This is a genomic window from Dactylosporangium sp. NPDC051087, from assembly GCF_055586325.1.
This window is the reverse complement of the sequence record NZ_JBVJIJ010000017.1, coordinates 163,478-184,570: the sequence shown is the minus strand read 5'-3', so window position 1 is coordinate 184,570 and position 21,093 is coordinate 163,478. Positions and strand designations below refer to the sequence as shown.

At 74.4% G+C, this 21,093-nt stretch carries 6 protein-coding genes (1 of these 6 running past the window's edge); all 6 read left to right on the top strand.

Annotated elements, in window-relative coordinates; all coding sequences use genetic code 11:
- Positions 1-84 precede the first annotated feature (84 nt).
- Positions 85-252 carry a hypothetical protein gene (locus tag ACZ6TV_RS30750; RefSeq protein ID WP_465300782.1) on the top strand — a complete coding sequence of 56 codons (168 nt, stop codon included), beginning with the start codon at positions 85-87 and terminating at the stop codon, positions 250-252.
- Positions 249-3,689, top strand: a complete 3,441-nt coding sequence (locus tag ACZ6TV_RS30745; RefSeq protein WP_465300781.1) for a tetratricopeptide repeat protein — start codon at positions 249-251, stop codon at positions 3,687-3,689. The genes ACZ6TV_RS30750 and ACZ6TV_RS30745 overlap by 4 nt, the downstream gene beginning before the upstream one ends.
- A 136-nt stretch (positions 3,690-3,825) precedes the next feature.
- A complete protein-coding gene (locus ACZ6TV_RS30740) occupies positions 3,826-4,563 on the top strand; it encodes a CHAT domain-containing protein (RefSeq protein WP_465300780.1) in 738 nt (245 codons plus the stop codon).
- A 224-nt stretch (positions 4,564-4,787) separates the two neighbouring features.
- On the top strand, positions 4,788-16,811 hold the full coding sequence (locus ACZ6TV_RS30735; RefSeq protein WP_465300779.1) for an amino acid adenylation domain-containing protein: 12,024 nt from the start codon (positions 4,788-4,790) through the stop codon (positions 16,809-16,811).
- Positions 16,808-20,005, top strand: a complete 3,198-nt coding sequence (locus tag ACZ6TV_RS30730; protein ID WP_465300778.1) for an amino acid adenylation domain-containing protein — start codon at positions 16,808-16,810, stop codon at positions 20,003-20,005. The genes ACZ6TV_RS30735 and ACZ6TV_RS30730 overlap by 4 nt, the downstream gene beginning before the upstream one ends.
- On the top strand, positions 19,998-21,093 hold the 5' portion of the coding sequence (locus tag ACZ6TV_RS30725) for a TauD/TfdA family dioxygenase (RefSeq protein ID WP_465300777.1). Its footprint extends 1,091 nt past the window's final position; only the first 1,096 of its 2,187 coding nucleotides appear in the window; the start codon lies at positions 19,998-20,000; its stop codon lies beyond the right edge, outside the window. The genes ACZ6TV_RS30730 and ACZ6TV_RS30725 overlap by 8 nt, the downstream gene beginning before the upstream one ends.

The window sequence follows — 21,093 nt, the reverse complement described above, 5'->3', positions numbered from 1 at the left end:
GCCGATCCGCTCCGGCGCCGTGCCCGGCAGCGTCAACAGGTGAGCGCTCGGCCGGACGGCCGGGCTGTGCGGAGAGGGTGCCCGATGCTGACGGAAGCGGTGCTGGCAGCACTGGCCTCGGCCGGCGCGACCACGCTGGTGGAGTCGGTGGTGACCGACGCGTGGCAGGCCGCCCGCGACGGGATGGACGGCAACATCCCCCACCACGAGAGCGGAGCCCACCCCGGCGGTTCCGGCACTTCGCCGCGGTGACCGCGGGACCCGGCTCGCCGGCTGACGGCCGAGCCGGCCAATACATCCGCGTCGAGGGCGGTTTCGGCTACGGCGTGATCGGCGCCGACATCCACGTCTTCGGTGACGGCCTGCCGGTGTACGTGCTGCAGCAATGGCAGCCGCACGGGACTGTCGACGACGAGTACCTCACCGAGCTGCCGAGCCGGATGCTCAACGCCCGGCACGAGGTCGTCCCGTTCACCGGGCGCGCCGACGAACTCGGCGAGCTGCGCCGCTGGCGGGACGGCCGCGGCAGGCTCGCGCTGAGGTGGCTGCACGGACCGGGCGGGCAGGGCAAGACCCGGCTCGCCGCGCGGTTCGCCGCGGACTGCGCGGCCGCCGGCTGGAAGGTGGTCACCGCCGTCCACGGTCCCGGCACGGTGCTGCCGCCGCCGGGCAGCCAGGACCTGCGCCTGGACGGGTTCCGTGGCGTGCTGCTGGTGGTCGACTACGCCGACCGGTGGCCGTTGGGGCATCTGACGTGGTTGCTCAGCAACGCCTTGCTGCATCGCCCCGGCGTGCCTGCCCGCATCCTGCTACTGGCCCGCGGCACCGACGGCTGGCCGGCGGTACGCGCCGCCGTGGCCAACCTGCAGGCATCGACGTCGAGTCAGGCGCTCGCGCCGCTGCCCGAGGGCACGGGCGACCGGGGCGGCATGTTCCGGGCGGCGCGCGACGCGTTCGCGTCCCGGTACGGCGTAGCCGACCGGCAAGCGATCGCGCCGCCCGGTCCGCTGGAGCACCCCGACATGGCGCTCACCCTGTCCGTCCACCTCGCCGCGCTGGTGGCCGTCGACGCGCACGCCGCCGGCAAACATCCGCCGCCCGGCGACCACAGCGGCCTGACGCTGTATCTGCTCGACCGGGAGCATCAGCACTGGGCCAACCGGTACGGCGACGCCGGTCACGAGACCGACCCGGCGCGCCGCTCCTATCGCACTCCGCCCGCGACCATGAACCAGGCGGTGTTCGTGGCGGCACTCACGGGCTCCACTGCCCGGCCCGGCGCGACGGCACTCGTCGAAGAACTGCACATCGGCACCGACCCGGACCAGCTCCTCGACGACCACGCGCAGTGCTACCCGCCCGCCCCGGGGCCGGCGCTGGTCCTCGAGCCGATGTACCCGGACCGGCTCGCTGAGGACTTCCTCGCCCTGACCGTCGAAGGCCACGACGCCGACTACCCGGCGCAGTCGTGGGCGGCCCGGCACGCGACAGCGCTGCTCGCCTCCCGCGAGCAGCGTCCGCGGGACGTCTCCCGCGCGGTGATCTTCCTGGCCTCCGCCGCGACGCGCTGGCCGCACGTCGGTGTCCGGCTGCTCGCACCCCTGCTACGCGCCGATCCGTCCCTGGCGGTCGCGGCCGGCAGTGCGGGTCTCGGTCTCATCGCCCGGCTGCCCGCGGTCGACCTGCCGCTGCTGCGGGCGATCGACGCCGTGCTGGAGCCCGAGTCGGACACCGACCTGGATGTCGGCGCCGCCGTGCTCGCCGACCGGCTCGTACCGCAGCAGCTCACGGCGACCGGGGACGAGCGGGAGCAGGCGACCGCGCTGGCGCAGTGGGGATTCCGCCTCACGAACTCCGGCCGGTTCGCCGAGGGCGACCGGGCCTACCAGCGTGCGGTGCAGCTGCGCCGCCGTGCCGCGGACACCGACCCGGGGCAGCTCGCGGGGCTCGCCTTCGCCTTGACGAACCTGGCGCTGGTACGGGCGAAGCAGGGCGCGCCGCAGGACGCGCTTCCGTTGGCCCTGGAGGCGCGCGACATCTACGGGCGGGTCACGGACACCGACCTCCTCGTCCGGCGGGGTCGCGCGCACGCGCTGGCCGGCCTGTCCGGCATCCTCGCCGACCTCGGCCGGCCGGACGACGCGCTCGAGGAAGCGCTGCGCGCCGTGGACGCGTGGGAGCAGGTGCTGGAGACCGACGACCGGTTCGTGCCCGAGTTCTCGGACACTCTCAGCACCACCGGGAAACTGCTGTCGCTCCTCGGGCAGCCCGACGACGCGATCGCGGTCCTGGACCAGGCATTGTCGTACGCCCGGCGGCTCGCCGCGGCCGCGCCGATGCGCTACCTGCCCGTGCTCGCCACCGCGCTGCGGACGTACGGCGAGGCGCTGACCCGATCGGGTCGATCGGTCGAGGCGGCCGAGTTGCTCGCCGAGGCCGTCGCGGTCAGCCGGGGGCTCGTCGAGCGCAACCCCGTCGCTAACACCATGGCGCTCCTGGAAGGCCTGCAGGGGCGCACCGCCGCGCTGTCCGCGTCCGGTCGGTGGCCGGATGCGCTGGGTGCCGCCGAGGAGGCACTGGCCGCCGCCGAGCGGCTGGCGGCCGTCGAGCCGGCCCTCTACCACTCCGAGGTCGGTGCCGCCCGCAAGGCCCTCGGGGCGGTGCTTGCCGCCATGGGCCGGCCGATCGAGGCGCTGCGGATGACCGAGGAGGCGGTCGCGGCGCTGCGCACGCAGGTCGAGGCCGCGCCGGAGGGCCACCTCGATCGGCTCGCCGCGGCCCTGGAGGCCCTGGTCAACCGGCTCAGCGAGCTGGGGCGTGCCGAGGACGCGCTCGCACCGGCGCAGGAGGCGCTGCGTATCTGCCAGGAGCTTGCCGCGGTCTCGCCCGCCACCCACGGCGCCGCGCTGGCCCGCGCGCAGTACAACCTCGGCCTCACCCAGGCCCGCGCGGGACGGCCCGAGATCGGGGTTGCCGGTATCGAGGAGTCGGCTGCCACGTATCGGCGGCTCGTCCACGAGAACGAACGCACCCACCTGGCCGACCTGGGCGGGTGCCTGACCGGCCAGAGCATGCTCTACGGCCGGCTCGGCCGGCCGCTGGAGTCCCGGGCCAAGGCCGCCGAGGCGGTCGCCATCCACCGCAGACTGTGCCAGGACCGGCCGGACGCCTTCGCGCCGTCGCTCGCCCTCGCGCTCACCAACCTCGCCGCCGCGCACGGCAGGCTCGGCAACCTGCGCGACGGCGTGTCGGCCGCCGAGGAGGCGCTCGACATCCACCGCCGGCTCGGCAGCGCCGGCCGGGCCGAGGCCGACTCGCTCGCCGGGGCGCTCAACAATCTGGCGGTCATGCTCGCGGATCTCGGCGAGTTTCGCCGCGCGGCGGCGCTGAGCGCCGAGTCGGTGGACGTCCGGCGGGCGCTCGCCGCCGAGGCGGGGACCCCGATGTCGCCGGACCTCGCCGGGGCGCTGCTGGGGTTCGCCGTCGTACGTGCCACCGGCGGGCTGGACCTAGACCGCGCCTGGGCGGCGGCGACCGAGGCGGCGGACATCTACGAGCGGCTGGCCGAACCGGACCCCGACGTCTACGGCGACCAGCTGATCACCGCATATCAGGTCGTCGCCGAACTGCTCGACCGCGCCGGGCGCCACCGCGAGGCCGCCACCCTGCGTCGTCAACTCGGCGGATGAGCGACCGCCACTGATGGTGGGAAAGTCCGGCCCGGGACACGAGGTGTCCCGGGGTGGGGAAGGCCCGCATGTCGAGGCCGATCTCGGCGATGATGGTGCGCGCGGACCCGCGCGGATCTGACGGACGGAGGCGACCGTGACCGATGCCGACCCCCGGGACCCGGCCCCGGAGTCCGTCATGCACATCACCGCCTCCGGCCCTGGCAGCACGGCGTTCGGCGCCCAGCACGGCAACATCATCTACCACGCGCCGGCCGCGGCCTCGTTGCCGGACCCCGCCGCCCGGCGGGTGCGCATTCTCATGCTGGCCGCCAATCCCCAGCCGGACGCCCGGTTGGCCCTCGACGTGGAGGCCCGGGAGATCACCGAGAAGCTGCGGCTCGCCCGGGACGGTGACGACTTCGACCTGGTCACCCGGTGGGCGGTCCGCCCGGCCGACCTGCTGCAGGCGATCAACGAGCACCGGCCGCACATCGTGCACTTCTCCGGGCACGGCACCCACACCGGTGAGATCGTGTTGGCCTCGGCCGGGGGCGGCGCCCAGCCGGTCACCGCGGACGCCCTCGCGGCGGTGTTCCGCGCCACCCCCGACGACACCCGCGTCGTGCTGCTCAACGCCTGCCACTCCGCCGTCCAGGCACAGGCGATCGGACGGTACATCGACTTCGTCATCGGTATGCGGGCGCCGGTCGACGACCGGTCGGCCGCGATCTTCGCCGCCGCGTTCTACTCCGCGATCGGCTTCGGCCGGCCCGTCCGGCAGTCGTTCGACCAGGGCGTCGCGGCGTTGATGCTGCACGGGACGCCCGACCACGACGTGCCCCGGTTGATCGTCCGGGACGGTGCCGACCCGGGTCGGACGCTCACGGCCTGAACGGTTCCCCGCCCACGGTATGCGCTGTTCGGGCGGCATGCTCCGGGCAACTCCGGGCCGCGGCACCGTGACCCTTCTCGATACGCGAACCCCGCGGCCGGCCGCCGCAATTCGCCGTCCGATTGGCGACATGGCGCTGCAATTCGGTCACAAGTCGCGCGACCTTCAATAGCGCCTGCCGGACCGCATGGCCCGGCATCGCAGAAGGAAGGGAGCTGTGCCGGGTGTTGGAGAAGGCCACGACACGCATCCAGCAGGCGGACGCAACGACCGGCGTCCGGGGGTCCCGGCGAGCGACGTCCGTCGTGCCGCTCCAGGTCGGCTCCGAAGCCGCTGCCCCTGCCGTCGGCCTGGTCGCGGCCTCGTACGCGCAACGCCAGATGTGGTATCTGAGCCGCCTCGACCCCGGGGCCGCCACCTACCTGGTGCCTCTGGCGTACCGGCTCAACGGGCCGCTGGACGTGGCGGCGTTGTCGGCGGCGCTCGACACCCTGGTGACCCGGCACACCGCCCTGCGCACGACCCTGCGCACCACCCTCGACCCGGCGGCGGACGACCCGGCCGGGCGGTCGGACGCGGCGTCGGACGGTGCCGAGCGGCGTCTGGTCCAGGTGGTCCACGACCCGCGCCCTGGGCTGTTGCGGGTGCACGACCTGAGCGGGCTGCCCACGTGGCAACGCGACCAGGAGGTGCAGACCCGGATCCACGCCGAGGCGCGCACCCCGCTGGACCTGGGCCGCGGACCGGTGCTGCGCGCCCTCCTGCTGCGCTGCGCGCCGGAGGAGCACGTGCTCCTGCTGACGATGCACCACGTCGCCGTCGACGAGTGGTCGCTCGGCATCCTCCTCGGCGAGTGGGAACGGCTCTACACCGCACACCGCACGGGGCGGCCGGCGGACCTCGACCCGGTCGATGTCGACCACCGCGACCACGCGGCGTGGCAGCACGACTGGCTCAGCGGCGCGGAGGCGGCCGCCCAGCGTGAATACTGGCGCGCCCAGCTCGCGGACGCACCCGCCGTCCTCGAACTGCCCACCCGCGGGCCGCGGCCCACCGTGCCGTCCAGCGCGGGGTCCACCCTGTCGTTCCCGCTGGACGTGTCCACCGAGACGCTGATGGCGCTCTGCCATCGGGTGGGCGTCTCCCCGTACATGGTCATGCTCGCCGCCGTGCAGGTGCTGCTGGCGCGCTGGACGGGACAGCGCGACATCGTGGTGGGCACGCCCACGGCCAACCGGCAGCGGCCCGAGGCGCAGAAACTCGTCGGGATGCTGCTGAACACCGTTGCCATCCGCGCCCGGCTGGACGACAACCCGTCGTTCGAGACGCTGCTCGATCGGGTGCGTACCGCCGCTCTCGAGGCCCTGGGCAACGAGGAGCTTCCCTTCGAGGCGTTGCTCGAGTCGCTGGGCCCGGCCCGCCGGCCCGGCTTCACCCCGCTGTTCCAGGTGATGTTCGTGTACGGCCGGGAGGCTGCGCCGCCGCGCTTCGACGACCTCGAGGTCATCCCGCTCGAGACACCCGGCAGCACCGCCAAGTTCGACCTCACCGTCTCGGTACGGGAGAACGCCGACGGCGTGCGGACCGTGCTGGAGTACCGCACCGACCTGTTCGACGACGACACGATGGTCCGCCTCGGCGGGCACTTCCAGACGCTGCTGCGATCGCTGGTGGCCGACCCCGGCGCGCCGGTCGGCTCGGCCGCGATGCTCACCCCCGGCGAGTACCGGCAGTTCGTCGTGGAGTGGAACCACACCGCCACCCCCGCCGAGCCGGACGAACTGGTCCACGTGCTGATCGAGCAGCAGGCGCGCCGGACCCCCGACGGCGTGGCGGTGACCGACGGCGAGACCGCGCTGACATACCACGAGCTGCATACGCGGGCCGAGGCGCTGGCGGAGACGCTGCGCCAGCGGGGCGTCGGCATCGGTGGCCTGGCGGGCGTGCTCCTGCCGCGCTCGGTCCCGTTCGCCGTGGCGGTCCTCGCCGTGCTGAAGACCGGCGCGGCCTACGTACCCATGGATCCGTCCAACCCGCCCGCCCGGCTGCGGTACATGGTCGACGACACGGCCGCCCCGGTCGTCCTCACCTGCGCCGAGCTGGCGCACCTGGTGCCGGACGGCACGGCGCTGCTGGTGCCGGACCTGGCGACGCCGGTCACGCCGCCCGACCCCGGTCGCGGGGCCGGCAGCGCGGGCGGCGGGCCGAAGCGCCGGCCGCGGCGACTGCCGGCGCCGTCGCCGGAGGACCTCGCGTACGTCATCTACACCTCCGGGTCCACGGGCCACCCCAAGGGCGTCATGGTCACGCACCGCGGCGTGTGCAACTACGTGCGCTGGGCGGCCCAGGCCTACCGGCTGCAACCCGAGGACACCGTCCCGCTGCACTCCTCGATCGGGTTCGACCTGACCGTCACGAGCCTGCTGGTCCCGCTGGTCAGCGGGGCCACCGTCCTGATGATCGGCGAACACCTCGGCCCTGAGGCGCTGGGCGAGGCGCTGCGCCGCCAACGGAAGCCGTTCGGACTGGTCAAGATCACCCCCGCCCAGCTCGACCTCGTCAACCACCAGCTCCGCCCCGCCGAGATGGCCGACCGCACCCGGTGCTTCGTCATCGGCGGGGAGAACCTGCGCGCGGACCAGGTGGCACCCTGGCGGGCCCACTCGCCCGCCACCGCGCTGGTCAACGAGTACGGGCCGACGGAGACGGTGGTCGGTTGCGCCACGTACGAGGTCGACCCGGCCACACCGGCCGACGGCTCCGTCCCCATCGGCCGGCCGATCGCCAACACCGAGCTGTACGTGCTCGACGCATGGGGGAACCCGGTCCCGGCGGGCGTGGTAGGAGAGCTGTACATCGGCGGGGCCGGCCTGGCGCGCGGCTACCTGAACCAGCCGGAGCTGACGGACGAGCGGTTCGTCGCGGACCCGTTCTCGCCGGTCCCCGGCGCGCGGCTGTACCGCACCGGCGACCTCGTGCGCATGCGCCGCGACGGAAACCTCGAATACCTGGGCCGCACCGACAACCAGGTCAAGCTGCGCGGCTACCGTATCGAGTGCGGCGAGATCGAGGCGGCCGTCCGGCGGCGCCTGCCGGACAGCGACGTGACGGTGCGGCTGCGCCGGGACGACCCCGACGACCCGCAGCTCGTCGCGTACGTGGCGGGCGGGGCGGCCACCGGCCGTGACACCGCCGTCCTCCGGACGGCCCTCGCCGCCGACCTGCCGTCCTACATGGTTCCCGCCGCGTTCGTCTTCCTCGACGCGCTGCCGCTGACCGGCAACGGCAAGGTGGACACCACCTCGCTGCCCGCCCCCTCCGTGCCGCGGCAGCGGTCCGCGCCCGAAGCGCCGGTGACCGCGTCCGCCGACCCGGGCCCGGCGCGGTGGGACTCCGCACGGATACGCATCGAGCGGCTGGTCGTGGACGTGTGGCGGGACGTGCTCGGCGTGCCCCAGGTCGGGGTACGGGACAACTTCTTCGACCTCGGCGGCCACTCGATGCGCCTGCTGAGCGTCCTCGAACGGCTGCGCACGCAGCTCGGCGACGTCCTCACGGTCACGGACCTGTTCCGGAACCCCACCGTCGAATCCCTGGCGGCGTTCCTCACCACCGCCACCACCGCCACGACGACCGCACCGGTCGCCCCGCGCCCCGCGCCGGCCCGCGTCGCACGGCCGTCCGCCGGTGCGGGCGACGGCACCGGCCTGCCCGGCGGCATGATCGCCGTCGTCGGCATGGCCTGCCGGTTCCCCGGCGCGCGGACGGTCGACGAGTACTGGCACAACATCCGCACCGGCGTGGAGTCGGTGCAGGAGTTCAGCGTCGAGGAGATGCTGGCCGACGGCGCGGACCCGAGCAGGCTGGACGACCCGGGGTACGTCCGGTCCGGCACCTACCTGCCCGGGATCGACCAGTTCGACGCGGCCTTCTTCGGTATCACGCCCCGCGAGGCGCAGACCCTCGACCCGCAGCACCGGCTCCTGCTCGAATGCGCCTGGCACGCCCTGGAGCACGCCGGCTACGACCCGTCCGGCCATCCCGGCCGGATCGGACTGTTCGCCGGGTCAGGCCGCAGCTCCTACCTCCTCGATCACCTCAGCGGCAGGCCGGAGCTGATGAGCGCCATCGGCGAGCACCAGCTGTCCATCAACAACGACAAGGACTTCCTGCTCAGCCGGGTCGCCTACAAGCTCGACCTCACCGGCCCCGCCGTCACCGTCGCCACCGCCTGTTCGACCTCGCTGGTGGCCGTGCACCTCGGCCGGCAGAGCCTGCTGACCGGCGAGTCCGACCTGGTCCTGGCCGGCGGCGTCAGCATCTTCCCCGCCCAGCGGCGCGGCTACCTCTACCACGACGGTGGGGTGTACTCCCCGGACGGGCACTGCCGCCCGTTCAGCGCGGACGCGCGCGGCAGCATCGCCTCCAGCGGTGTCGGAATCGTCGCGCTCAAGCGGCTCGAGGACGCCGTGGCGGACGGCGACACGATCTACGCCGTGATCCGCGGTTCCGCCATCAACAACGACGGGGCCCGCCGCACCGGGTACACCGCGCCGGGCGTCGACGGCCAGGTCGAAGTGGTCAGCAGTGCGCTGGCCGCGGCCGGCGTGGACGCCCGTTCGGTGAGCTACGTGGAGGCCCACGGGACGGGCACGACCCTCGGCGACCCCATCGAGGTGACCGCCCTGACGGAGGCGTTCCGGCGCGGCACCGGCGACCGCGGCTTCTGCGCGCTCGGCTCCGTGAAGGCCAACATCGGGCACACCGACGCCGCGGCCGGCGTCGCCGGCCTGATCAAGACGATCATGGCGCTGTACAGCCGAACGCTGCCCCCGACGATCAACGCCGGCCGGCCCAACCCGGCGATCGACTTCGAGGGCAGCCCGTTCTACCTCAACGACACCGCCCAGCCGTGGCCCTCCGACGGCCCCCGCCGGGCCGGCGTCAGCTCGTTCGGCATGGGCGGCACGAACGCCCACGTCGTGCTGGAGGAGCCGCCGGCCACGACAGTCGCGCGGCCGGCCGCGGCAGCCGCCGGGCCGCAGGTGCTGGCCGTGTCGGCCCGGTCGGCCGAGTCGCTGACGCGCCAGACCCGCCAGGTCCGCGACTGGCTGGACGCGCATCCCGGGGTGGACCTCGGGGACGCGGCGGCCAACCTGGGCCGGCGCCAGTCGATGACCCACCGGCGTTTCCTCGTCGCCGCGGACCGCGCCGACGCCCTCGAGGCCCTCGACGCGCCGCGGCGGCAGTTCACCGGCATCCACCCCGGCGGCCGGCGGCCGCTGGTGTTCGCCTTCCCCGGGCACGGCGCCCAGCACGTGGCGATGGGCGCCGGCCTGTACCGCGCGGAGCCCACCTACCGGGCCGTGGTGGACGAATGCGCCGAGCTGCTCCGCGACGACCTGCGGCTCGACCTGCGTACCCTGCTCTGCCCCGAGCCCGGCGGACACGAGCGGGCAGAGCGGCTGCTCGGGCAGCCCCGGCTGATCCAGCCCGCGCTGTTCGTCACCGAGTACGCCCTCGCCCGGACGCTGCTCGCCCGCGGCGTGACCCCGGACCTGATGGTGGGGCACAGCCTCGGCGAGTACGTCGCCGCGTGCCTCGCCGGGGTCTTCTCCCTGGCCGACGCGTTGCGCCTGGTGTGCGCCCGCGGTGAGCTGGTCCAGCGGACCCCGGCCGGGGCGATGCTGGCGGTCAGCCTGCCCGAGACGGCGGTGGCCCGGCTGCTGGACGACCGGGTTTCGCTGGCCGCCGTCAACGCCCCGGAACTGTGCGTGCTGTCCGGCGAACCGGGGGCGATCGAGGAACTCCGCCTGCGGCTGACCGGCGACGGGGTCGACTGCCGGCCGCTGCGGGTCACCCGCGGCTATCACTCCGCCCTGCTCGACCCGGTGCTCGACGAGTTCGCCGAACACGCCCGCCGCGTCACCTACCGGGAACCCGAGCGCCCCTACCTGGCCAACCTGACCGGCGGCGTCGTCACCCCCGGCCAGGTCACCGATGCGGGGTACTGGGTGCGGCACATGCGCGAGCCGGTGCGGTTCGCCGAGTCGGCCGCGCTGCTCGCCGAGCAGGACGTCGTCCTCGCGGAGCTGGGCCCCGGGCACGCCCTCGGCGGCCTGGCGCGACTGGCCGGCCTGCGGCCCGGTCAGGTGGTGGCGGCGATGCGGCATCCACGCCAGGACGCCGACGACCTCGTCACGATGCTCGACGCCGTCGGCCGGATGTGGCTGTCCGGCGTACCGGTCGACTGGACACGGTTCCGCGGTGACCCGGGCCGCCGCCTGGCTCTGCCCGGGTACCCGTTCGAGCGGCACCGGCACTGGGTGGACGCGGCGCCGCGGACGATCGCGGCGGACACGGCGCCCGCCCCGTTGGACGGCGCAACGCCCGCGGCCCGCCCGGACGTGCCCGAGCCCGTCGACGCCGGCAACCGGCCGGCCCTCAGCACGTCCTACGTCGCTCCGGACACACCCGCGCAGGCGCGCGTCGCGGAGATCTGGAGCGAGCTGCTCGGCATCCGGCCGATCGGGGCGCTCGACAACTTCTTCGAGCTGGGGGGACATTCGCTGCTCGCCACCCAGCTCGTCGTGCGGCTGCGTGCCCGGCTCGGTGTGGCGTTGCCGCTCGAGGCGGTCTTCGCGCAGCCGACGGTCGCCGAGATCGCGGCGACGCTGCCCGCGGCCGGCACCGCACCCGCCCGCGCCGCAGCCGCCGTGGCCGTGGAGTCCGCCGTCGTGCCGGCCCTGCCGGTCATCCCTCGCGCCGACCCCGGCGCCGGACCGGCACCGCTGTCCTCCGGGCAGTACCGGCTGTGGTTCCTGGACCAGGCGTACCACCAGAACGCCTACACCGTCGGCACCACGCTGCTGCTGGACGGCGCCCTCGACGTCGACGCCCTGCGCGGCGCGCTGGCCGAGCTGGTCCGGCGGCACGAGGCACTGCGCACCGTCTTCACGCCCGGCCCCGACGGCGACCCGGTCCAGGAGGTGCTGCCGCCGGGCGTGGTCGACCTGCCGACCGTGTCCGCGCCGGTGGGTGCGGAGACGGACACCCCGGCGCCGGGTGCGCGCAGCATCGTGGAGCCGGCGGTCGCCGACGCGGTGCCGCAGTGGGTCCACCAGGCCCTGGCCGCCGACGTCCGGCGCCCGTTCGACCTGGCCCGCGGGCCGCTGTTCCGGGCCGTGCTGCTGCGGATCGCCGGCGACCGGCACGTGCTGTCGCTGACCATGCACCACAGCGTCTCCGACGGATGGTCCCTCGGCGTCATCGCCGGCGAGTTGTCCGCGCTCTACGGCGCCGTCGTCGACGGCCGCCCCTCGCCGCTGCCCGACCTGGCCGTCCAGTACGGCGACTACGCGCGCTGGCAGCGCGGCCGGCTGGCGGACACCGACAGCGACGACATGCGGTACTGGCGCCGGCAGCTCGACGGTGTGGCGAGCGTCCTGGAAGTCCCCGCCGACCGGCCACGCCCGCCGGTGCAGACCTTCGACGGCGCGGTCGTCACCCGAGTCCTGCCTCCCGAGACGGCGGACGACCTGCGCCGCTTCAGCCAGGCCAGGGGCGCCACCCTGGCCATGACGGTGCTGGCCGCGCTGAAGGCCCTGCTCTGGCGCTACACCGGCCAGGCCGACATCTGCGTCGGCACCCCGGTCGCCGGACGGGTCCACGCCGAGCTCGAACCGATGGTCGGCTTCTTCGTCAACATGCTGCCGATGCGGACCGTCGTCGACGGCGACTGGACCTTCGAGGAGCTGCTCGGGCAGGTACGGCGCACGGCGCTGGGGGCGTACGACCACCAGGAGGTGCCGTTCGAGCGGCTGGTGGACCTCGTCGGCGTACCGCGTGACCTCAGCCGGAACCCCTTGTTCCAGGTGATGTTCAACATGGTGAACGTGCCCGGACGGGACCTGGGGACGACCGCGCTGCGGATGGTCCCGTTCGCCGTCGAGTCGGGCATCGCCCAGCAGGACCTGGCCCTGTACGCCTACGAGGTGGACGACGGGCTCCGGTTCCGGCTGGAGTACAACATCGGCCTGTTCGACGCGGCGACCGCCGAGCGGATGATGGGACACCTGCAGACGCTGCTCGCCGCCGTCGTCGCCGACCCCGGCGTCCGGCTGGCGGACGTGGCCGTCCTCACCCCGGCCGAACTGGCCAGGGTCGCCGTTTGGAACGACACCGCCACCGCACCGGACTGGTCCGGACAGGACGCGGCGACGCCGGCCCCGCGCGTGCCGACCCTCGTCGAGCTGATCGCACACCAGGTCGCGACGAACCCCGACCGGCCCGCCGTGACGTTCGGGGCGACCACGCTCACGTACGCCGAGTTCAACGCCCGGACCAACCGGCTGGCCCACCGGCTCCGCCGGGCCGGCGTCGGCCCGGACGTCACCGTCGCCGTCTGCCTGAACCGCTCGCACGAGCTGCCGGTCACGCTCGTCGGCGTGCTCAAGGCGGGCGGCGCGTACGTCCCGGTGGACCCCGACTACCCGATCGACCGGCAGCGGTACGTGCTGGAGCACAGCGGCGCCGCGGTCCTGGTCACCGAGGCGGACCTCGCCGACCGGTTCTCCGGGTACGCCGGCGAGGTGGTGCACGGCGGCGAGGCACTGCCGGAGCCGGACACCGACCTCGAGCCGCTGGCCGGGCCGGACGACCTCGCGTACGTGATCTACACGTCCGGGTCGACGGGACGCCCCAAGGGCGTACGGGTGACGCACGGCGCCGTCGTCAACCTCCTGGCCGCCATGCGCGAACGGCCGGGTCTGACCAGCGACGGCACGATGCTCGCGATGGCCAGTTTCGCCTTCGACATGTCCGTGCCGGAACTCTTCCTGCCCCTCGTCGTCGGCGCCCGGATGCTGATGGTCGGTCGCGACGTCGCCTACGACGCGACGCGGCTGGCCGAACTGCTCGCCGCTGAGGGGGTCACCCTGGCCCAGGGCACCCCGGCCACCTGGCGGCTGCTGATCGAGTCCGGCTGGACCGGGCTGCCCGGCCTGACGGCCGTGTGCGGCGGCGAGGCGGTGTCCGCGCCGCTCGCCCGGCGGCTGGCCGAGCGGGTCGGCACGTTGTGGAACCTCTACGGCCCGACCGAGGCCGCTGTGTGGTGCACGATGGAACGCGTCGAGCCGGGCTTCACCCACCTCACCATCGGCGGCCCGATCGGCAACATGCGCGTCTACGTGCTCGACCCGCAGCTGTCCCCGGTCCCCGTGGGCGTCGTGGGCGAGCTGTTCCTCGGTGGTGCGGGACTGGCCCGGGGCTACCACGGCGACCCGGAGCTCACCGCGCAACGGTTCGTGCCGGACCCGTTCGGCGGCGGCCGGCTGTACCGCACCGGCGACCTCGGTCGTTACCTGGCCGACGGCCGCATCGAGTTCGTCGGCCGCGGCGACTCCCAGGTGAAGGTGCGCGGATTCCGCATCGAACTCGGTGAGATCGAGGCGGTGCTGCGCCGCCACCCGTCGGTGCGCGACACCGCCGTCGTGGTCCGCGAGGACGACGGCGAGAAGACGATCGTGGCCTACCTGACGCTGACCACCGCGGCGGAACCCGGCGGGGACGCGTCCGCGGACCAGACGGCGAGGGCGGCCGTCACGGCCGACTTCGACGCCGACCCGGCGCCGTGGCGGGCCTTCGCCCGCACCTACCTGCCGGACTACATGGTGCCGTCCGCCTTCGTGGTGCTCGACCGGATGCCGCTCAGCGCCAACCGCAAGGTCGACCGGGCGGCCCTGCCCGCGCCCCGCCGCAGCGGCGCGGGCGTCGGTGCCACCGCCGCGGACACCCCGCTGCGGAAGGCGCTGGCCGAGCGGTGGGCGGCGGTGCTCGGTTACGACAGCGTCGGCATCGACGACGACTTCTTCGACCTCGGCGGCGACTCCTTCAAGGCCATCAAGGCGCTGGCCGGGAACGACCCCGCGATCAGCGTCCTGGACCTGTTCCGCCACCCGACGATCCGGTCGTTGACCGAGCACCTGGACGTGACCGGGGGTTCCGCCGGACGGCTGCTGCACGAGCTGACCCCTTCCCGACCGGCGACGCCGACGCGGCTGACGCTGCTGTGCGTGCCGTTCGGCGGCGGCAGCGCGATCACCTTCCAGCCGCTGGCGGACGCCCTCCCACCGGGCGTGTCGCTGTTCGCCCTGGAGCGGCCCGGTCATGACCTGAACCGCCCGGACGAGCCCCTGCTGGGCACGGACGAGCTGGTGGACCGCTGCGTGGCCGAGGTCGTCGAGGGGATCAGCGGCCCGGTCGCGGTGTACGGGCACTGCGTGGGCGGCGCCATCGCGGTGGAGCTGGGCCGGCGGCTCGAGGCGGCCGGCGCCGAGCTCACCGGTGTGGTCGTCGGCGCCCACTTCCCGGCCCCGAGACTGCCCGGCCGGCTGTTCTCCTGGCTGCGCCGCTGGTTCCCGACGGAGCGCTGGACGTCGAAACGGCGGACCCTCGAAGGGCTGCGCGCGATGGGCTTCTTCACCGAGGTCTTCGACGAGAACGAGAAGGACTTCGTCATGCGTGTGGTCCTGGCCGACTCCGCGATGGGCGAGGACTACTACACCGATGTCTACGCCGAAGGGCTGACCCGGAAACTGGCGGCTCCGCTCGTCTGCGTCGTCGGCAGCGGTGACCGCGCCACGGAGCTGTACCAGGAGCGGTACCTGGAGTGGGAGTTCTTCTCCGACCGGGTGTCGCTGGAGGTCATCGACGGTGCCGGCCACTACTTCGCCAAGCACCAGCCCGACGAGCTGGCGAGCATCATCCTGGCGAGGTGCGCCGCACCGGCCGAGCCGGCCGAGCCGACCGGGCCGACGACGGTGTCCGTGGCGCGGCAGGAGCCGGCCGTTCAGTCCCGGCCGGCCGTTCAGCGGCCGGCCGCGCGCCGCGCGATGCCCAGCCTGACCGTGTTCTACCTGATCGCGATCGGTCAGCTCGTCTCGCTCATCGGCAGCGGACTGACCGGCTTCGGCATGAGCCTGTGGGTGTACCAGGAGACCCGGTCGGTCTCGCTGTTCGCCACGGCCACCGTCCTGGCGCTGCTGCCCGCCGTGGTCCTCTCCCCGTTCGCGGGTGCGCTGGCGGACCGGTGGAACCGGCGGCTGATCATGATCCTCGCGGACTCCCTGGCGGCCGCCGGCACCGTGAGCCTCGCCCTGCTCCTGTGGTTGGGTCAGCTCCAGCTCTGGCACGTGTTCACCGCCATCACCGTCACCGCGGTGGCGACCGCCTTCCAGCAACCCGCATACCTGGCGGCCGTCACCCAGCTGGTACCGAAGCGGTACTACGGGCGCGCCAACGGCATCGTCTCCCTCGCCACGGCGACGAGCACCGTGCTGGCGCCGCTGGTCGGCGGGGCTCTGGTGATCGCGGTCGGGCTGCGCGGGATCGTCGTCATCGACCTGCTCACCTTCGCCTGCGCGGTCACCGTCGCCCTGTCGGTCCGCTTCCCGGACACCCTGTTCGTCAAGCGCGAGGAGCCGTTCCTGCGGGAGGTACTGGGCGGCTGGCGGTTCATCACCCGCCGGCACGGCCTGGTGGCGTTGGTCGTGCTGACCGCGTCGCTGAACTACTTCTTCGCCATGGTCGAGGTCCTCGTCACCCCGCTGACCCTCTCGTTCGGCGATCCGGCGGCGCTCGGCAGGGTGCTCGCCGCGAGCGGGGTCGGCATGCTCGTCGGCGCTGTCCTCATGGGCGTGTGGGGCGGCACGCCCCGGCGTACCACCGGCATCCTGGTCGGCGTCGTGCTTCTCGGCGCGTCGCTGCTCACCGTCGGCCTGCGACCGAGCCCGCTGTTCCCGACCCTCGGCCTGTTCGGCATGGGCCTGGCCACGGCCCTGGTGAACACGCACTGGCTGGCCATCGTGCAGGCCAAGGTGGGTCTCGAGCTGCAGGGACGGGTCCTGGCCATGAGCCAGATGCTGTCCTGGCTGATGGTGCCGGCCGGATTCCTCAGCGGCGGCCCGCTCGCCGAGCACGTCTTCGCCCCGATGGTGTCCTCCGGCGGTGTGCTCGCCTCGGTCATCGGCACCGGACCGGGCCGCGGCATGGCCCTCGCGGCGATCGTCGCCGGGCTCTGCTCCCTCGGCCTCGCCGCCGCCGGCATCGCCTACCGGCCGATCCGCGACGTCGAGGACGAACTCCCCGACAACGACCCCGGCACGATCGTCCTGGCCGACAAGGAACGCCTGCAGGAAGCGGCCGACCGCCAGCTCGCGCTGCACAGGAGCGGAGGCTCACGCCGATGAGCGCACCCACCCGGCCCACCGGACCCACCCGCCGGACCACCGACCGGCGCGCGACCGGTGCGACGCCTGTCGCGGACTGCCTGCACCGGATGGTCGCCGCGCAGGCCGCCCGGACCCCCGACGCGGAGGCGGTACGGCACGCCGACCGCACCCTGTCCTACCGCGAGCTCGACGAGGCGGCGAACCGGCTCGCCCGGGTGCTGCTCCAGCGCGGGGTGACCGCGGAGGAACGCGTCGGCGTCTGCGTGCCGCGCACACCCGAGCTGGTGATCGCCCTGCTCGCCGTGCTCAAGGCCGGCGCCTGTTACGTCCCGCTGGACCCGGCCTACCCGCCGGCCCGGGTGGGCTTCATGACCGCCGACTCCGGCGTACGGCTGGTGCTGACCCGCTCCGACCTCGCCGACCGGTTCCCCGGCACGGCGATCCCGGTCGACCGGCTGGATCCGGCCGGGGACGGCACCGACCCGTCGGTGCCGTCCACACCGACGGACCTGGCCTACGTCATCTACACCTCCGGCTCCACCGGACGGCCCAAGGGCGTGGCCATCGAACACCGCTCGGCGTCGGTGCTCATGCACTGGGCCCGGCAGACCTTCGACGACGCCGAACTGGGCGGCATGCTCGCCGCCACCTCGGTCTGCTTCGACCTGTCCGTCTTCGAGATCTTCGCCCCGCTCTGCTGGGGCGGCAGGGTGCTGCTCGCCGACAACGTGCTGGCCCTCGCCGCCCCTGACGCGGACCGGCTGCCCGTCACCCTGGTCAACACCGTTCCCTCCGCGATGGGGGAGCTGCTCACCGCGGACGCTCTGCCGCAGAGCGTGCGCACGGTCTGCCTGGCCGGCGAGCCGCTCACCGCCGCGCTGGCCGCCCGGGTGTGGTCGCGCCCGCACGTACGGCGGCTGTGCAACCTCTACGGCCCGTCCGAGGACACCACCTACTCCACCTGGGCGGAGGTGCCACCGGACAGCGGGGACCCGCCGATCGGCCGCCCGCTGCCGCAGACCCGGTCCTACGTCCTCGACCCCGACGGGCAGCCGGTCCCGCCGGGCGCCCCGGGCGAGCTGTACCTTGCCGGGGAGGGGCTGGCCCGCGGGTATCTCAACCGGCCGGAGGAGACCCGGGCCCGGTTCCTGCCCGACCCGTTCCGGCCCGCCGAGCGGATGTACCGCACCGGCGACCGGGTCCGGCTGCGGCCGGACGGGCAGCTGGCATACCTGGGCCGGCTCGACGACCAGGTGAAGCTGCGGGGCCACCGGATCGAGCTGGGTGAGGTCTCCGCCCGCCTCGCCGCACTGCCCGGGGTCCGCGAAGCGAGCGCCGCCGTGCGGGAAGGACCGAGCGGCGACCCGCTGCTGGTCGGCTACCTGGTCGGCGAACGGCGCGACGACGTCCGGGCCCGGCTCGCCGAGGTGCTGCCCGCCCCGCTGGTCCCCGCGACCGTGCTCTGGCTGGACCGGCTGCCCACCCTGCCCAACGGCAAGGTGGACCGCTCAGCCCTGCCCGGCCCCACCTTCAGCGACGCCGCCGGGCCCGACGCCGGGCCCGACGGCGAGCCACCGCACGGGACGGCCGGCGCGGTGGCGGCGGTCTGGCGCGAGGTGCTCAACGTTCCGGTCACCGGCGCCGACAGCGACTTCCTCGCCCTCGGCGGCGACTCCCTGCTCGCGGTCCGCTGCGCCACCCGGCTGGCCGCCGCGACCGGCCGGCCGGTCCGGCCGGGCGACCTCTTCGCCCACCCGACCGTCGCCGCGTTGGCCGCCCACCTCGACGGGCTGACCGCCGTCCCGGCGCCGGCCGGGGAGCCGTCCGTCCCGGCGCCGGCCGGTCCCGCCCCGCTGTCCGCCCCGCAGACCCGGCTCTGGTTCCTGCACCAGCTCGACCCGGACGACACCTCCTACCTGCTGGCCTTCGCGATCCGGTTCGCCACGCCGCTGGACCCGGAACGGCTGGGACGGGCGCTGCGCCGGGTCCTGGACCGGCATCCGGCCCTGCGCACGGTGTTCCCCTCCGGCCCGGACGGGCCGGTGCAGCACGTCCACCCCTCCGCCGGCGCGGCGCCGGTCGTCGCGCCGCCCGGGGCGGGCACACCGCTCGACGCGCGGCTCACCCGGCTCGCCGCCGAGGCCACCCGGGCACCCATGGACCTGGCCACCGGCCCGCTGCTGCGCACCCGTCTGGTGCCGGACGACGCCGGCCGCGCGGTGGCGCTGCTGCTGGTCGTGCACCACATCGTCTGCGACGACTGGTCGTTCGGCGTCATCGTGCGGGACCTGGCCCGCGCGTACGACACCGAGGCGGACATCGGGGCGGACAGCTCGGCGGCGCCCGAACCCCCGGTGGTCGGCCCGGCGACGCTCGCCCTGGCCCAGCGCGACTGGCTCGCCGGGCCGGCGGGGCGGCAGGCGGTGGCCGACGTGCTGGACGAGCTGCGTGGCGCCCCCGACCTGCTCGACCTGCCACCGGCCCCGCCCCGGCCGGGTCAGCCACCGCCGCGCGTCACGCGTCCGGGCCAGGGCGCCCCGTCCGGCGCCGCGCTGCGCACCCGGGTGGACGCCGGCACCGCCGCCGCCGTGCGGGACCTGGCCCGGGCCGAGCGGGTCAGCCTGCACATGGTCGGGCTGGCCGCCTTCGCCACCCTGCTCGGCACCGCCACCGGCCGGCACGACCTGCTGATCGGCGTCGCCTTCGCCGGCCGTACCAGCGTCGCCGCCGAGCAGAGCGTCGGCTGCTACGTCAACACGCTGCCGCTGCGGCTGCGTCCCGCACCCGGCCGCCGCTTCGCCGACCTGCTCGACGACGCCCGCCGGGTCACCCTGTTCGCTGCGGCCCACCAGGACGTCCCCTTCGACCGGCTGGTGGAGCGGCTGCGGCCCACCCGCCGGCCGCACCGCAACCCGCTGGTGCAGGTCGCCTTCGGCGTGCAGAACGCCCCGCCCGCCCGGCACCGCGGCGCGGCCGGGACGTTCACCGGCGTGGAACTGACCCCGGACACCGCCCGGCTCGACCTGACCCTCTGGCTCGACGAGCGGCGGGACGGGCTGGAGGCGCTCTGGACCTACCGCACCGACCTGTTCGACCACGACGGGGTGGTCGCGTGGCACCGCCGCTTCACCGCGCTGCTGCGTACCGCCGCCGCCGACCCCCGGCGCAGTCTGGCCGACTTCGCCGACACCTTTGGAGCGAAACATGAGTGAGCAGACCCGGGTCGCGCGGGCCATCCCCCGGCGCGGCCGCGAGCGGAACCTGGTGGACGTGCGCCCCGACTGGCCCGGCGGCCCGCTGCCGGCGCTGGTGCGGGCCGACGTGCCCGACGTCGACCTGGCCGCCTGGCTGGACGGTCACCGCGACGAGGTCGACGAGCTGGCCCGCCGCGCCGGAGCCGTGCTGTTCCGCGGCTTCGCGGTGGCCGGCGCCGCCGACTTCCGCACCGTGATGGCCGCCCTCTCCGACGACGTGCTCTCCTACGGCGAACGCTCCTCACCGCGCAGCAAGGTCACCGAGGGGGTGTACACCTCCACCGAGCACCCCGCCGACCAACCGATCGTGCTGCACAACGAGCAGTCGTACACGGTGAACTGGCCGCTGCGCATCGTGTTCCACTGCGAGGTGGCGCCGGCCGCCGGCGGGCGCACCCCGCTGGCCGACAGCCGCCGGGTGCTCGCCCGGCTCCGCCCGGAAACCGTCGCCGAGTTCGAGCGGCGCGGGGTGCTCTACCGGCGCAACTACCTGCCCGGCATCAGCCTCTCCTGGCAGACCGCGTTCCAGACCGAACGACGCGAGGACGTCGAGGCGTACTGCGCCCGGGCGCTGATCGACGTGGAATGGGTCAGCGACCGGCAGCTGCGCACCCGGCAGGTCCGCCCGGCGGTGCGCCGCCACCCGGTCACCGGGGAGCCGACCTGGTTCAACCACGCCTTGTTCTTCCACATCACCTCCCTGCCCGACGACGTCAGCGCCGGCCTGCGGGCCGCCCTCGACGAGGAGGACCTGCCCTACCAGACCGCGTACGGGGACGGCACGCCCATCCCCGACGAGGTGCTGGCCGAGCTGCGGGCGGCGTACACCGCCGAGACCCGATCCTTCGACTGGCAGCGCGGCGACGTGCTGCTGGTGGAGAACATGCTCGCCGCGCACGCCCGGGAGCCGTTCACCCCGCCCCGCCGGATCCTCACCGCGATGGCCGACCCGGTCACCGCGCCCGAGCTGACCGAGGCGCTCCGGGGGGGGGGGGGGGGGGGGGGGGGAGCGAGGCCAACGACACGGACAGGGGGGGCGTGGAAGA

Excerpts from the sequence above, each read along its gene's own strand:
- ACZ6TV_RS30750 (WP_465300782.1), top strand. The coding sequence starts at position 85 with ATGCTGACGGAAGCGGTGCTGGCAGCACTGGCCTCGGCCGGCGCGACC.
- ACZ6TV_RS30730 (WP_465300778.1), top strand. The coding sequence starts at position 16,808 with ATGAGCGCACCCACCCGGCCCACCGGACCCACCCGCCGGACCACCGAC.